Here is a 13,401-nt window from a genome sequence, read left to right on the forward strand (position 1 = left end):
TTGTACTTCATTAGACTGGAAAACGCTATAAGACAAAACTTGTTTCGCTTTAAAAAGGATGGGAATGCTAACTTTATTACTTAATCAAATCAACATAAAAATGATCAAATTTAGCATTTAAAACTTTATGCGTTACCTGCTAATATAATGACTGATTATATACATCAAATCTTGTACTATCTTTCTCATTTACTAACTGATATAAAAGTAAAATCTAACTAACCATGCAAGAATTTTAGTCTGGTTTTTATTAGCTAACATATCAGAGGTAAATTGAGTTCATAGGAAGTTATAAGATGCGAAAATCGTAAAAATTAAGGTGGTTATCCTGTGGAAAAAAGAAGAGAAGGTGGGCGAATAGTTCCAAAAGCTATCTCGCTTTTGCTAAATCAGATCGCATTGATTGTACTTGCAGTCACTCTTGTACTGTTTATTGGAGGTAGGTTTGAACTAGCAAGCGCAACTCAACCTAATGCAGAATTAGAAATTCAAAAACTAACATCCTGTTACGCCCTGGGAACTGATGCCATTGGTAGAGGAAATCTCCTAGAGGGAAAAAATATTTATCGGAATTGTTTTACTCAAGATGCAGTACTGACTGCCATTTTTCCTGATGGGACAACGCAAACAAATTATGGGACAGATTCTTGGGCAGATTTTGTCTATTCAGTATTTCAAGGAAATGGTTATACAGCTACCCAACACTTGATCGGTACAATAAACATCTCAATTGAGAATAATAAAGCTGTGATGACTTCTTATCTCCATGCAACTCACAAGCGTTCGGAAACTAGCATTGATGTCGCTAATGGTACTTATGAAGATCAAGTGGTCAACATAAATGGGGGCTGGAAAATTCGTAAACGAACTCTCAAACTCATCGATTTCTTGAATCTCAGCTCACCAACGGTTGAGTCATCAAATACTAATGCCCGAAGCAGTAATTCCTCAGCTAACTTTGTAAGACCAAAAATGTCTGGTTTCAAGAATTAATTTTTCGCAGGGATAAGGCAAAAATAAAAAGTAAAAAGTACTCTCTACTTTTTACTTTTTATTCTGTTTAATGTATGAGTAAAGAAGTTCGCGATCGCTGTGAGGATTTACAATTAAGCAAGGACTATTTTCGCCACTTCCATTACTTACAACAACAGTAATACCGGATTTTGGACAAATTCCTAAGCAACTGGTGCTAACAACCCGAAATTCTCCCCATAATCCCTCAAATTTTAAACGAGATTTTAACCAATTCTCTAAGTCATCGGAAGCTGTTGAGCTTTTGTTAGTTGGATGAAAACTATTTGAGCGCTCATTTCCACATTGTGAACACACAAGCACCAAACCAGACTCCCATCGAGGAGGAACGCTGGGAATAGAAGTTTCTAAAGGGCGAGAATTTATTAAGGGCGATGTCTGCCCGGAAGTGGATGCAAATCTCTTGAAGATACGTTGCAATAATTTCTTAATACGCCGGATCAGTTTTTTCATGGACGATCTTATGAATAACTTAAAAAGACCTCTCCCTGGTTTTACTACGTAAAACCGTCCCTCTCCGAGGCGGAGAGGGATAGAGTTGAATTTAGGAGAGGTTTGTTGAACAGGATAGTGGAAATTTACCGTTTAGTCTGTTCTAGTAGATCATATAGTTCCAACAAGAATCAGCGTTTTTGAGCAATTTGCTGCAAGTATGCAATTAGCTGTTCTCCGGCGGTGTCAATGTGTCGTTTCAGTAACCTGACAGCAGCTTTTGTATCTTGCTTTTGACAAGCATCTAAGAGTTGATAGTGTTCTTTTTGCGATCGCTCTTGGTAATCCATCTGTGCTAATTGTACGCGAACATAGCGATCGCAATTAACGTGTAAAGTCTTAATCATCGCCAGCAACCGGGGACGTTCAGCAATGGCGTACAGCGCCGCGTGAAATTCCCAGTTGAGTTTTGCCAACATACCTGCATCAGTTGCTTGATCTGTCGCTGACAAAATCACAGCAGCCTTTTCTATATCTGTTTCCCGGAACTTGGGTATTGCCAACTGCATCGCTTTCACTTCCAAGGCGCTGCGAATTTCACAAATTTCTTGCGCTTCTTGTGCTGTCAACACCGATACGATCGCACCACGATTTAAATGTAGTGTCACCAATCCTTCTGCTTCTAGCTGCTTCAAGGCTTCACGCACGGGAATACGACTAACTCCAAACTGAGTGGCGATTTCATCCTGTCTCAGCGATTGTCCTTCCTGAAAAATGCCGCGCAGAATCGCTTCCCGCAAAGCATCGGCAATTAAATCTGGAGTACTGCGTTGTTGTTGCAGCACATTTGCTGCTAAGTCATTTAAGTTCATATTGGATATTGTATACAAAATACGAAAAATTGTATACAATATCCAAAGTAAGTTTTTGAAATATCCCTTCAATACCACGGGAGACATTTATGAGCATCGCATCTCAACCAGACCGAATTATCATCTTCGACACCACGCTACGCGATGGCGAACAGTCACCGGGCGCAACCCTCAATGTAGAAGAGAAATTAGCGATCGCTCATCAACTAGCTCTCCTTGGTGTCGATGTAATTGAAGCCGGTTTTGCCGTCGCTAGTCCGGGAGATTTTCAAGCTGTTAAAAGCATTGCTGAACAAGTCGGGATACCCGGTGGGCCAATCATTTGCAGTTTAGCTAGAGCCATTCGCCAAGATATTCACGCCGCCGCCGAAGCTTTGAAAGGCGCGGCTCGTCCCAGAATCCACACGATGATTTCTACCTCTGATATTCACCTGAAATATCAGTTGAAAAAATCTCGCAGCGAAGTATTAGCGATCGCATCAGAAATGATTGCCTACGCTAAGTCGTTTGTAGACGATGTGGAATTTTCACCAATGGATGCTAGCCGCACTGAGCCAGAGTTTCTTTATGAAGTTTTAGAGATGGCGATCGCAGCAGGTGCAACTACAATCAATATTCCTGATACCGTTGGTTACTGCACACCCAAAGAAATTGGAACTCTGATTCAGGGAATTCGAGAAAATGTTCCTAATATTGATGGGGTGATTCTTTCCATTCACACTCAAAATGATTTGGGTTTGGCAACAGCTAACGCTTTGGCAGCAATTGAATATGGTGTGCGTCAGGTGGAATGTACCATTAATGGCATTGGAGAACGAGCAGGTAATGCCGCATTGGAAGAAATTGTGATGGCGTTGCAGGTTCGTAAACCATTTTTCAATCCTTATTTTGGTCGTCCAATCGAATCAGATGCACCCCTGACTAATATTAAGACTCAAGAGATTTACAAAACCTCATCCTTGGTTTCCCAATTAACCGGAATGCTGATTCAGCCCAATAAGGCGATCGTGGGAGCAAACGCTTTCGCCCATGAGTCTGGTATTCACCAAGATGGGATTATTAAGCACCGCGAAACTTATGAAATTATGGAAGCTGCTGCGATCGGTTTGCCAGAAAATCGCATTGTTTTGGGTAAGCACTCTGGACGAAATGCTTTCCGTACCAGGCTTAAGGAATTGGGGTTTGAATTGAACGAAGCAGACTTAAATAAAGCCTTCAATCGGTTCAAAGATGTCGCCGATAAGAAGAAAGAAATTTCAGATTGGGATTTAGAAGCGATCGTTCGAGATGAAACGCAGATTCAAGTAGAAAGTGGTTTCCAAATTGAACACGTCCAGGTAATCTGCGGTGACTGTACTTGTCCAACTGCAACTATCACAATTGTTACCCCCGATGGCAAAATTATCACGGATGCGAGTGTCGGTACTGGGCCAGTAGATGCGGTGTATCAAGCAATCAATCGATTGGTGCAGATTCCCAATCAACTGATTGAGTTTTCCGTCCAATCTGTGACTGGAGGAATTGATGCATTGGGAACTGTGACAGTTCGCTTGAAGCATCAAGAGCGGATATTCTCTGGGCAAGCATCTGATACTGATATTGTGGTAGCCGCAGCTTACGCTCATATTAACGCCCTGAATCGCCTTTATCGTTATTTGCAAACAGAAAGATCCCATTTTGATGAGATGAACTCTGCTGTTGTCTCTGGGTAGATCATAAAACTTACGCAAAACTTGACGCTATAGGGGCAATTAATGAATTGACCCCATAGCGTGTTTCTACACACATAAAATTCTTTTTTGGCGAAAAAACTTGACATCAAAGCGGCTTAGTAGTATATTTGTACTATTAAACCGCTTACGTGTTGCATAAAACTTTAACACTCCCGATTACGCCAAGAGGAGAACACAAAATTAATGAAGCTATCTAAGGTAGACTTGAGCAGTTTAGTAGCGATCGCTCACTCTGATGGATATTTGCAGTTGTTGCTCGATCGAGGTGACGAACTAGAGTTTTTGGAAATTCCTGCACCGATAGAAGCTTATGAAGGATTACAAGAACTAAACCAGGTTATCGCCGAAACGCCTGCACTACCCTTTGAAGAAGAACCAATTGCTATGTTACCAGTTAGCTCATCAATGGCGATCGCTGTTGGCTATGATCGCAATGAACAAATTTTGCAGGTTGAGTTTCAAAATGGAGGTGTTTATCAGTACTTAGGCGTAGACGAGGATACTTGGGAAGATTTACAGACCTCTGACTCAGTTGGCAGCTTTTATAATCAAGAGATTAAAGGTAGATATGACTGCGATCGTCTAGATAATGCAGATTGTACTATTGACTAATTAATAAATTTAACAAATTCTGGGGGTTTAAGTCCCCCGCAACTAACAACGTCTTGTTTTGTGGCGGGTCTAAATCCCCTATGCATTATAGCGTTTATTAGTCTGGTGAAGTACAGTAACAAGAATGGGTAAACCAGTTATAGCGGTTCCCAACCTAGTGAGGTACGTTTTCAAAGCTACTAACCTTGGTAAACAAGATTTGGGTGTACCTCAGTAGACTAGGAAACGCTATAACGTGCCCATCGCTGCAAGATGTAACCATAAAAAGCATCTTTATCAACCTGAGCCATTGCATAAATTTTCCGACCACCAGTAACTATCTTAGTACGCCCCTGACTCAGACCAGTGGTGACAATTTCTGTTTCCCATTCATGTAGTTGATAGAATTCTGGGTGTCCCAGATAAGCCGTTGCCAACACATCCCAAAAATAATAATCTTGAGGGATAACTAGTGCATAACATTGTCCGGCTAAATCAGAGATAGGATAGTGGCGTTGTCGCCCCATTTTTTGCACTAACTCTGATGTGACTGGAACATTATTAGTTAAATCCAAAGGACACATAATAATTTCAATCTGCGTTTCCCACACCCGCGCCGCCGAAACCGCATCCCAATAAACATTCCATTCGGCGGAACCATCTTGTCCAGGTTCTAAACTTTTCTCCACATTACCAGGAACATTCAAAGCACCTCCCATCCAAACAATTTTGTGAATCTTGGCTTCAATGTCCGGTGCTTTGTCCAAAGCCACTGCTACGGTGGTCAACGGGCCAGTTACCATCAATGTTACGGGGCTTGATGCGTTACGTAACACCTCGATCATGAAATCCTGACCTGTTTCTTCAGCCAGAGGTGTAGTGATGGTTTCATTTTGATTGAGAATGGGAAGATGGTCAACGATAAACGAATCACGGCGATAAAGAGTAGGAAATGGATTGATCCCGCGCACAGTACTTTCTGCAACTGAAATATGAGAAAATCCCATCAAATCGAGGATTTTACGTGTGGCGCTAACAGCCGGTTGGACATAACAATCAGCCGGTGTGACAACAACGCCGAGGAGTTCAATATGATCCATCGTCAACAGAAGCATGGTTGCTAGATAATCATCTACACCACCATCGTGATCCATTAATACAAGTTGTTTTGACATAAAAGGGAATTAATATGGATGAGTTTATGCAAACTGCAATTCAAGAAGCAAAACAAGGCAGACAAGAAGGCGGAATTCCGATTGGTTCAGTTCTCGTCAAGGATGGTAAAGTTCTCGGCAGAGGACACAATAAACGTGTGCAAGACGGCGATCCTGTCACTCACGCCGAAATCGATTGTCTCCGCAATGCTGGGAGAGTTGGCAGTTACAGAGGTACTATACTCTATTCAACCTTAATGCCGTGTTATCTATGCGCTGGGGCAGTGGTACAATTTGGCATTAAAAAAGTCATCGTCGGAGAATCCAAAACTTTTCCTGGTGCTAAAGAATTTATGGTGTCTCACGGTGTGGAAGTAATTGATCTTGATCTTGACGAATGCGAACAAATGATGAGTGAGTTTATTGAAACTAACCCGGAACTTTGGAATGAAGATATCGGTAATTAGTTAGGCGTAGATAATCCAATATTTGAGTCTCACACTCATAATTTTCTGTGAGTCTCCTACGATCTTTTTTAGATGGCGATCGCTCCTACAATAATTCTCTCATCAAAAGTCACCTTCACAGACGCGATTAATCGCGTCTCCTAAGTTTTAATCTCCAATCAACTCCACTGCATCTCGTCCATCGCAATTTTGTAGGTAAACTTTGACAACTTCCTCTTTAGCAGTAGGCAGCTTTTTACCAATAAAATCTGGATGGATTGGTAATTCTCGGTGGCCTCTATCTACTAACACAGCTAAACGAATCACTTCTGGTCTACCGTAGTCGTTGACTGCGTTCAAAGCAGCGCGAATTGTCCGTCCTTTGAAAATCACATCATCCACCAGTACAACGGTTTTCCCTGTAAGATCAAAAGGGATTTCGCTTTTCGTTGGAGTCCGCAATCCAATTTTGTCAAGGTCATCTCGATAAAATGTAATGTCCAAAGCGCCGACTGACACAGCTACACCTTCCAACGTTTCAATCTGACGCGCCAACAATTCAGCAAGTAACGCACCTCTGGTATAAATCCCAAGAAGCACCAGTTGAGACAAATCACGTGTCCTTTCCACAATTTGAGAGGCCAGGCGAGTTAAGGTACGACGGATTTCTTCGGATGAGAGAATTTCAACTACTTTGGCAGACATAGGGAGTTATCAGATAGGAGTTAAAAGACGCGATTAATTGCGTCTGTACAAAAGGTAGGAGTTTTGATTCTTAACTGCTAACTTTACATTTATCATTAATTGTTTGCGAGTATTAAGAATATTGCGATCGCTATGCCTAACCATAGCAAAAAACAAGATCGAGTCAACTGCAAAGCATTGTGAATAGAAGTTACAGTAATGGGATAAATTGCATCTCCTAGCAGTGGTTTGTACTTAGCTACCCCACGATACCAATTTGTACCCCCCATCTGCACACCTAAAAAAGCAGCATAGACACACTCACTCCAGCCAGAGTTGGGACTAGGATCCTTAACTGCATCCCGACAGCAAATTCGCCAAACATCCATCGGTTTACCCGATAACAGCGCCAGAGTCAGGACTGTTAAGCGACAAGGTAGCCAAGTCAAATAATCTTCCAACCGCGCACAAAACCATCCCAAATAAGTATAGGGTGCTTCTCGGTAGCCCACCATTGAATCAAGGGTACTGCTGGCTTTGTATGCTAAAGCCAAGGGAGTTGGCCCCACAATTGGCACAAAGACACCAACAATTGCATAAAAAAGCGGAGCCATGACTCCATCGGTGGCATTTTCTGCAACCGTTTCTAAAACGGCTCGTAAAATTTCTGCTTGTGAGAGGTTTTGGGTATCTCGACCAACATAATTACTTAAAATCTTCCGAGCCTTCTCTAAATCTCCTGCTGTTAAAGGTTGTAAAACAGCCTCTGCTGCTGCTCGTAAACTTCTGCCAGCAAAACAGCTAGCTAAAAGAACGGTATTTATTCCAATTCCCAACAAAGGATGAACCAATTTAGCACTTTGAATAATCAAAAAACCAATAAGACCGCTACCAATTATTAAGATAATCCCTAGTACAATTCCGGCTAGGCGTTGTGTGAGAGGATTTTTACACAATCGAAGAAAAAATTTGCTTAGGCGAGAAATTACCCATCCCATAACTTGCACTGGATGAGGCCAATCCCAAGGATCGCCAATTAAGTAATCTAAAAATGCAGCAATTATTAAAATATAGATGCTATTGGTCATGAGTGACGAGTCAATCAATTTTGGATTTTGGATTTTGGATTTACCCCAGGCACGTTAGCGTAGGATACGAAGTTTAGGTATTTGGTTCTGATAGCGCAGCGCTAGGGAGGAACAAGCGTCGGATTTTAAATTTAGAATTTTCGATGTGTTTCACCAACGAAAGCGTTACGGGATGAATTACCGACGGGGTATCAACCAAAAAATCTAAAATCTAAAATCTAAAATCTAAAATTCCTAGTTAATATTGAGACTATTGACTAAACCACAAAACTAGCTTCTTCTCCAAGGGAAGCTTGCCAGCTACGAGCATCATAATAAAGGTCTGCCAGAGTAATACTGTATAAAGCTTCTTTGAGCTTTTGGTTGAGTCTCTGCCAAAGGCTAAATGTTACCCAATCTTCAGCTTGTGTAGGCGCTGGGGTGTGATGAGGTAAATGGCTAGTCTCGCCAACTGCTTCTAAAATTTGTCCTATAGATATTTGTGCAGGCTCTCTTGCCAATTGGTATCCGCCAATGCTACCTCGAGTCGATTTAACTATTGACGCACGACGCATTTCTATTAGTAGTTTTTCGAGGTAAGGAGCAGGAATATCTTGGCGTTTAGCGATCGCTTTTACAGATACAGGCCCATATTTTGGCTGTAAACTCAAATCTAGCAACGCCTTCACACTATAGTGTCCTCTGGTAGTTAGTTTCATTTTGGCAAGTTTTGTTGTTTTTCCTTAGTCATTTGTTCTTCGTAAATAACCAATGACTAAGGATCAGTTTTACTTATCATTCTGTAACTCAGTTATCATCCTCAGCAAATAAATAATCTTTTGAGCGTTAGTTTAGAAAACTTAAACTTGTATTTTAGCAGTGATTTACAAACTATATATATAGTTATCAGCATTGCCAGCATTCTCGAAAATAGATTGTCTTGACAATATTGTTAATGGCACAACAATTGTGCATCTGATTGTAATATACTTGGCTAGGTTGAGATAAAAACTAAAGGATTATGTTCCTATTAGCTCAACCTCAGCTAAAATAAAATCGATTCCAACACTTCAAACATTCGTTTTCGACCTAAGTTGATGCCTAAACAGAAAAAAATTGAACCCCTAATCGGTGAAGAACTGCTCAAAAAAGTCAAAGAACTAGAGAGCGAGAGCAAAGAAGACAAAGCCAAGAAGTGCGGCTACTATACCGTTACCAAAAACGGTATAGAGCGCGTCAATATGATGAAGTTCTTAAATGCCCTAATTGATGCTGAAGGCATTCAATTGGACAGTACACCCAGTGCTAATGGGCGTGGTGGACGCAGTGCTAGCTATAGAATTAGTGTGCAATCGAATGGTAACTTACTGATAGGTTCAGCTTATACAAAACAGATGAATCTGCAACCAGGAGATGAGTTTATCATCACTTTAGGCAAAAAGCACATTCGTCTGAGACAGGTAGATCCAGAAGATCGGGAAGGTGATGAAACTATAGAAGCCACAGCTTAATAAACATAGATGGTCATTAGTCAATTGTCATTTGTCCTTTGTGAAAACTATGACCAATGACCAATCACCAATGACTAATGACTAATAACTATATCTGTGGTAGGTAATACTGGTAAATAGTCACGAAGTGCCTTGCGTGTAACGGCTAAATTGCAGGTTAATGCAATTTGCTCTCTTTCTAGTAGACCCAAAATGCAATCGGGTTTGTCTCGTGCTACCACTGGTAATTGATGTAAACCTCGAAGACTCATGCGGTCTAAAGCTTCAGATAGTAGTTCATCCTGCCATGCATAGAGGATTTCAGTAGTACAAATGTCTATGAGAGTTTGACTGGATAAATTATCTGGAATTTCAGTTACCGAACTTGGGTAAGTTTGCCAAAGAGCAAGGGCACGGTTAATATCTTCCAGAGAAAGTATACCAACTAATTTATCAGTTGCATCAATTACTAAAGCACTTCGGGTGCGATCGCGGATCATTTCCACAGCTGCATCTAAAACTCCAAGGGTCGCAAGTAACTTTTTTGGATAAGGGTGCATAGCATCTTCTACTAAAATGTGCTGCACAATTTCCGCTTGTTCATCTTTCAATTCTGAAAGACCAATTTGTTGTAGATTAGAGTTAGAGTTAAAAGTTGGTTTAATCCTTTCCACTAGCCAAACACTCAAACCCACAGCTGCCATCAACGGTAAAACAATCCGATAGTCGCGGGTTAATTCAAACAGCATTAAAATAGCAGTTAATGGCGCTCTCACACTAGCAGCTAGTACTGCTGCCATTCCCACCATTGCATAAGCTGGGGGAGCCGCCATTTGATCGCAAATAGTCGGGAATGCCACGGCTAAAAGTTTGGCATACGCTGAACCAAAAGAAGCACCTAAAAACATCGCTGGTGCAAACAAACCACCGATGAAACCACTACCTGTACTAATTGCAGTCATTAGTAGCTTTACCACCAACAACACCACTAACAGGGAAAGTGGAAACTCCACATCTTGAAGCATCGCTTCTACAGTTTCATAACCCACACCCAGGATTTGCGGGAAATGCAAAGCAACTGCGCCAATCATCACACCGCCAATAATTGGATGAATTGGCTCAGGAATTCGTCCCAAAAAGGCAAAACCTGGAACCTTCCCAGCAAAGCAGGCTTTTGCCATTCGAATTGATTGCGTATAAGCCAGAGAAACTAAACTAGCTCCTAAACCCAAGCCAAGATAAAGGGGTAATTCCAAAGGACTGCGGACTTGGTAAGCAGGTAAATCAAAAGCAGGTTGTGCCCCTAAACCAATTTGGGCAATTAATGCTGCTACCACCGCCGCTAGCAATACCACACTTACCGCAGAAGTAGCGAAAGATGTCGCCCCCATCACCACCTCTAAGGCAAAAAATACTCCAGCAATGGGAGCATTAAATCCCGCCGCTAGACCAGCCGCAGCGCCAGCACCCAATAGCAAACGTTGTCGCTCTTGAGATACATTGAGAATCACAGAGAACAACATCCCAAAATTTGCACCAATTTCTACACTTGGCCCCTCTGGGCCTAAAGAAGCACCACTGCCCAAAGAAACAGATGCAGCCAGCATTTTCGTAACAGGTCGTAGTGGTCGCTTAATCTCTTTTCCCTGAGAGGCAGCAATGAGAGATGAAAGTCCAGGGCCAAAATCTTGAGTGCGCCAGCGCATCAAGCCAACGATTAATCCGCCAAGGATGGGAACGCAGGCTAAAGTCCAAGCACCCCAGACACCGATTTGACCCATTAAATTTTCCAGCATCAGCTGGTGAATCAACTGGATTAAATAGTGAAAGGTGACTACACCCATACCCGTACCACCGCCAATGAGCATGGCTAAAAACAGGACAACTGTTTCTGGGGATGGTTGAAAACGATTAATTAGGTCAGCTAAACGAGCGGAAGGTGTAGGAAATGCAGATTGTTCCGTTACCTTCCTCAGTTGAGTGGGAGGTAGGAGAGTCATTGAGAGGCGGGGTAAATGTAAGAAAAAATTTAAATTTTTATCTGTTACTTCTCATTGTGAGCCATTATTTAGCAACGAGACAAGTAGACTTTATTTGCTTGATTTACAAAGCTTTAGCAAAAGATGTCATTGTGCAAAATTTTTGTGGGGAGAATGGTTAAATGGGAGACAATTATTAATTGAGGGTCAAAGATTGCTAGTGGGGTGCAACTGAGCGCCAACACTATTTTTTCTAAAGACAACAAAGTTTTTGTCGCCTGGGTGGACGCACCCGCAAACATTAACTAGGAGTCATCCTTGCCTAAATCTAGCTATACTCGTGTTGTGACCATTGAGCCATCCTTGGTAGTAATACAATGTATGTGTGATCTATGGCTATTGTCAGACCATACTTGGAAGTCTGCTAAGTGTTGATCGGAATTCAATATAGCTATTCTTAATAGAGCGAGTAAATGGACTAGGCGGACGAGGTAAATGAATATACACACCTTTGATAATCATTATGTTACTTGCCCAATTTGCCAAAGAAATGCCACACCCAAACCAATAAAAACGCGCATGGGCTTATTTTGCTGTCCTTATTGCCAGGAACGGCTAGTAGTTTGCCAAAGCGGTCATTATGTCCGCGATCCGTTTACTTGGAGACAATTGATGGTCGCTTCCTCGCTACGTCGCCAAAGCCGACCTTTAGCTAGGATTATCAGAGATTTTGTCTTACTCAAACGTCCTATGGTAGCCTTAGCTGTGGGAAGTGCCATTTTCTTTGGTGCGATCGCTCTGACTCAAGAAAATACAAGCTACGATCACCAAGGAGTTCCCACAACAGAAAAAGTTAATAAACCAGGAAACGAATCTCAGTAAATGGATTACTTTGGTATAAATCAAATCTTACTTTGATTTTCGTAATATTATAACTAAATACTTTTATGAAACCGTGTCTTATTACCCCAAATAAGACACGGTTTTACATCATGTCCGCTTCAAGATCCATCCTGGTGAAACAATGAGATCGGATTCCTTAATTTTTTGCGGGGTACAGCAGATGATCTGGGTCTAGCCAAACAATATAGAAAATCTCGTTAATAAAAAATCCATGAACCCTACCATGTTCATTTGAGGAGATGGAAAACTGATAGGGTATGTCAACTAATTGTTCTTCATTTGGCAAACCAAATCTCCTCTCGCTGGTATCTTCCCATTTGATGGGATGACATCTAAGTGTACTGCTACGATTCACTAACAACTCTTGGGCCGTTAGGCTAGATAGAGCTTTTAATCTATCAAGCAAGGTCAGCCAGTAAATTGCTTCTTTTTCGCTACAAGAAAACTTGCTGTTACTGTCCTGATAATATTTAAACGAAAAGCTGATGCCTTGAAGTGGCTTCAGCTTTGTTGGTTTAATACCTGATGTGCCGTCTTTGGCAACCTCAGTTTTCTTAATCCTTTTCTTCGGCACGAGATCCGTAGTACTCCTTCATCCACTGCTTCTGAATAACTTCGTTAGAAGGTTCATCAGGTGGTAGATTTCCTCTAGCCAAATTCCAGGGTGTCTCGGCATGAGTCATCTGCTCTAGTTCATAAGCATCGCAGGCAAAGTACTCTTGTGCAACCTCATCTAGAAACTCTTGAACCTCTTGGGGTAATTCTGGGTTAGCATCCTCTAAAATTGGTTGCCATCCAAAAAGTTTATACTTCTGGTACAACACAGGTATTACAGGCCCATGTATCCAGGCTTGAAAATCCTCTGGGAATAGAGGAGTGTCATTGAGTGCAAGATGCCAAGCCTGAGCATAGTACACAAGCTTTTGCAGTTTTAGATTACTGATAAAAGAACCTGTTTCATTTGCCAACCAGATAAAGTAATCTGCTACGTTAAAACATGACAACACTACAACCACCC

The 13,401-nt window shown here is 41.6% G+C and carries 15 protein-coding genes; 6 read left to right on the plus strand and 9 right to left on the minus strand.

What is annotated here, in order from left to right; translation table 11 throughout:
- The first annotated feature begins 330 nt into the window (after positions 1-330).
- The gene (locus VB732_RS30775; RefSeq protein WP_323234648.1) at positions 331-993 is read left to right on the plus strand and encodes a nuclear transport factor 2 family protein; all 663 of its coding nucleotides are present in this window, start codon (positions 331-333) and stop codon (positions 991-993) included.
- A 51-nt stretch (positions 994-1,044) separates the two neighbouring features.
- Here the strand turns inward: VB732_RS30775 and VB732_RS30780 are convergent, their stop codons facing one another.
- Entirely contained in the window at positions 1,045-1,485 is a 441-nt protein-coding gene (locus tag VB732_RS30780; protein WP_323234649.1) for a (2Fe-2S) ferredoxin domain-containing protein, read from the minus strand.
- A gap of 170 nt (positions 1,486-1,655) precedes the next feature.
- A complete protein-coding gene (locus VB732_RS30785; protein WP_323234650.1) occupies positions 1,656-2,336 on the minus strand; it encodes a GntR family transcriptional regulator in 681 nt (226 codons plus the stop codon).
- An 89-nt stretch (positions 2,337-2,425) separates the two neighbouring features.
- Between VB732_RS30785 and VB732_RS30790 the strand changes: the two genes are divergently transcribed.
- Together VB732_RS30790 and VB732_RS30795 are read left to right on the plus strand one after the other, a co-directional pair.
- Entirely contained in the window at positions 2,426-4,048 is a 1,623-nt protein-coding gene (locus VB732_RS30790; protein WP_416235789.1) for a 2-isopropylmalate synthase, read from the plus strand.
- A gap of 204 nt (positions 4,049-4,252) precedes the next feature.
- The gene (locus VB732_RS30795; protein WP_323234651.1) at positions 4,253-4,681 is read left to right on the plus strand and encodes a KTSC domain-containing protein; all 429 of its coding nucleotides are present in this window, start codon (positions 4,253-4,255) and stop codon (positions 4,679-4,681) included.
- Between the two features lie 218 nt (positions 4,682-4,899).
- On the opposite strand, the gene VB732_RS30800 is transcribed toward VB732_RS30795, so the two are convergent.
- Positions 4,900-5,835, minus strand: a complete 936-nt coding sequence (locus tag VB732_RS30800; protein ID WP_323234652.1) for a nucleoside hydrolase — start codon at positions 5,833-5,835, stop codon at positions 4,900-4,902.
- Between the two features lie 14 nt (positions 5,836-5,849).
- On the opposite strand from VB732_RS30800, the gene VB732_RS30805 reads away from it, so the two are divergent.
- Positions 5,850-6,281, plus strand: coding sequence for a nucleoside deaminase (locus VB732_RS30805; RefSeq protein ID WP_323234653.1), 432 nt, complete (start codon positions 5,850-5,852; stop codon positions 6,279-6,281).
- 147 nt (positions 6,282-6,428) lie between these two features.
- Here VB732_RS30805 and pyrR read toward each other — a convergent pair whose 3' ends face one another.
- From pyrR to VB732_RS30820, 3 genes are all read right to left on the minus strand, one after another.
- A complete protein-coding gene (gene pyrR / locus VB732_RS30810; RefSeq protein ID WP_323234654.1) occupies positions 6,429-6,965 on the minus strand; it encodes a bifunctional pyr operon transcriptional regulator/uracil phosphoribosyltransferase PyrR in 537 nt (178 codons plus the stop codon).
- A gap of 95 nt (positions 6,966-7,060) precedes the next feature.
- Positions 7,061-8,032, minus strand: coding sequence for an adenosylcobinamide-phosphate synthase CbiB (gene cbiB, locus VB732_RS30815; protein ID WP_323234655.1), 972 nt, complete (start codon positions 8,030-8,032; stop codon positions 7,061-7,063).
- Between the two features lie 257 nt (positions 8,033-8,289).
- Complete coding sequence (locus tag VB732_RS30820; protein WP_323234656.1) at positions 8,290-8,730, minus strand: Rrf2 family transcriptional regulator; 441 nt, start codon at positions 8,728-8,730, stop codon at positions 8,290-8,292.
- A gap of 378 nt (positions 8,731-9,108) precedes the next feature.
- On the opposite strand from VB732_RS30820, the gene VB732_RS30825 reads away from it, so the two are divergent.
- Positions 9,109-9,522, plus strand: coding sequence for an AbrB family transcriptional regulator (locus tag VB732_RS30825; protein ID WP_323234657.1), 414 nt, complete (start codon positions 9,109-9,111; stop codon positions 9,520-9,522).
- A gap of 74 nt (positions 9,523-9,596) precedes the next feature.
- On the opposite strand, the gene VB732_RS30830 is transcribed toward VB732_RS30825, so the two are convergent.
- Entirely contained in the window at positions 9,597-11,501 is a 1,905-nt protein-coding gene (locus VB732_RS30830; RefSeq protein WP_323234658.1) for a chloride channel protein, read from the minus strand.
- 474 nt (positions 11,502-11,975) lie between these two features.
- Here VB732_RS30830 and VB732_RS30835 point away from each other — a divergent pair, with 474 nt between their 5' ends.
- Entirely contained in the window at positions 11,976-12,362 is a 387-nt protein-coding gene (locus VB732_RS30835) for a hypothetical protein (RefSeq protein ID WP_323234659.1), read from the plus strand.
- Between the two features lie 157 nt (positions 12,363-12,519).
- Here the strand turns inward: VB732_RS30835 and VB732_RS30840 are convergent, their stop codons facing one another.
- Positions 12,520-12,957 (minus strand): hypothetical protein, encoded by a 438-nt coding sequence (locus tag VB732_RS30840; protein WP_323234660.1) that lies wholly within the window; start codon positions 12,955-12,957, stop codon positions 12,520-12,522.
- The gene (locus VB732_RS30845; RefSeq protein ID WP_323234661.1) at positions 12,938-13,390 is read right to left on the minus strand and encodes a Panacea domain-containing protein; all 453 of its coding nucleotides are present in this window, start codon (positions 13,388-13,390) and stop codon (positions 12,938-12,940) included. The genes VB732_RS30840 and VB732_RS30845 overlap by 20 nt, the downstream gene beginning before the upstream one ends.
- Positions 13,391-13,401: the final 11 nt, after the last annotated feature.

The sequence above is a fragment of the Nostoc sp. UHCC 0252 genome, from assembly GCF_034931145.1.
In the GTDB taxonomy this organism is placed as follows: domain Bacteria; phylum Cyanobacteriota; class Cyanobacteriia; order Cyanobacteriales; family Nostocaceae; genus Nostoc.

Excerpts from the sequence above, each read along its gene's own strand:
- VB732_RS30820 (WP_323234656.1), bottom strand. The coding sequence starts at position 8,730 with ATGAAACTAACTACCAGAGGACACTATAGTGTGAAGGCGTTGCTAGAT.
- cbiB (WP_323234655.1), bottom strand. The coding sequence starts at position 8,032 with ATGACCAATAGCATCTATATTTTAATAATTGCTGCATTTTTAGATTAC.
- VB732_RS30800 (WP_323234652.1), bottom strand. The coding sequence starts at position 5,835 with ATGTCAAAACAACTTGTATTAATGGATCACGATGGTGGTGTAGATGAT.
- VB732_RS30785 (WP_323234650.1), bottom strand. The coding sequence starts at position 2,336 with ATGAACTTAAATGACTTAGCAGCAAATGTGCTGCAACAACAACGCAGT.
- VB732_RS30805 (WP_323234653.1), top strand. The coding sequence starts at position 5,850 with ATGGATGAGTTTATGCAAACTGCAATTCAAGAAGCAAAACAAGGCAGA.
- VB732_RS30830 (WP_323234658.1), bottom strand. The coding sequence starts at position 11,501 with ATGACTCTCCTACCTCCCACTCAACTGAGGAAGGTAACGGAACAATCT.
- VB732_RS30780 (WP_323234649.1), bottom strand. The coding sequence starts at position 1,485 with ATGAAAAAACTGATCCGGCGTATTAAGAAATTATTGCAACGTATCTTC.
- pyrR (WP_323234654.1), bottom strand. The coding sequence starts at position 6,965 with ATGTCTGCCAAAGTAGTTGAAATTCTCTCATCCGAAGAAATCCGTCGT.
- VB732_RS30795 (WP_323234651.1), top strand. The coding sequence starts at position 4,253 with ATGAAGCTATCTAAGGTAGACTTGAGCAGTTTAGTAGCGATCGCTCAC.
- VB732_RS30790 (WP_416235789.1), top strand. The coding sequence starts at position 2,426 with ATGAGCATCGCATCTCAACCAGACCGAATTATCATCTTCGACACCACG.
- VB732_RS30835 (WP_323234659.1), top strand. The coding sequence starts at position 11,976 with ATGAATATACACACCTTTGATAATCATTATGTTACTTGCCCAATTTGC.
- VB732_RS30825 (WP_323234657.1), top strand. The coding sequence starts at position 9,109 with ATGCCTAAACAGAAAAAAATTGAACCCCTAATCGGTGAAGAACTGCTC.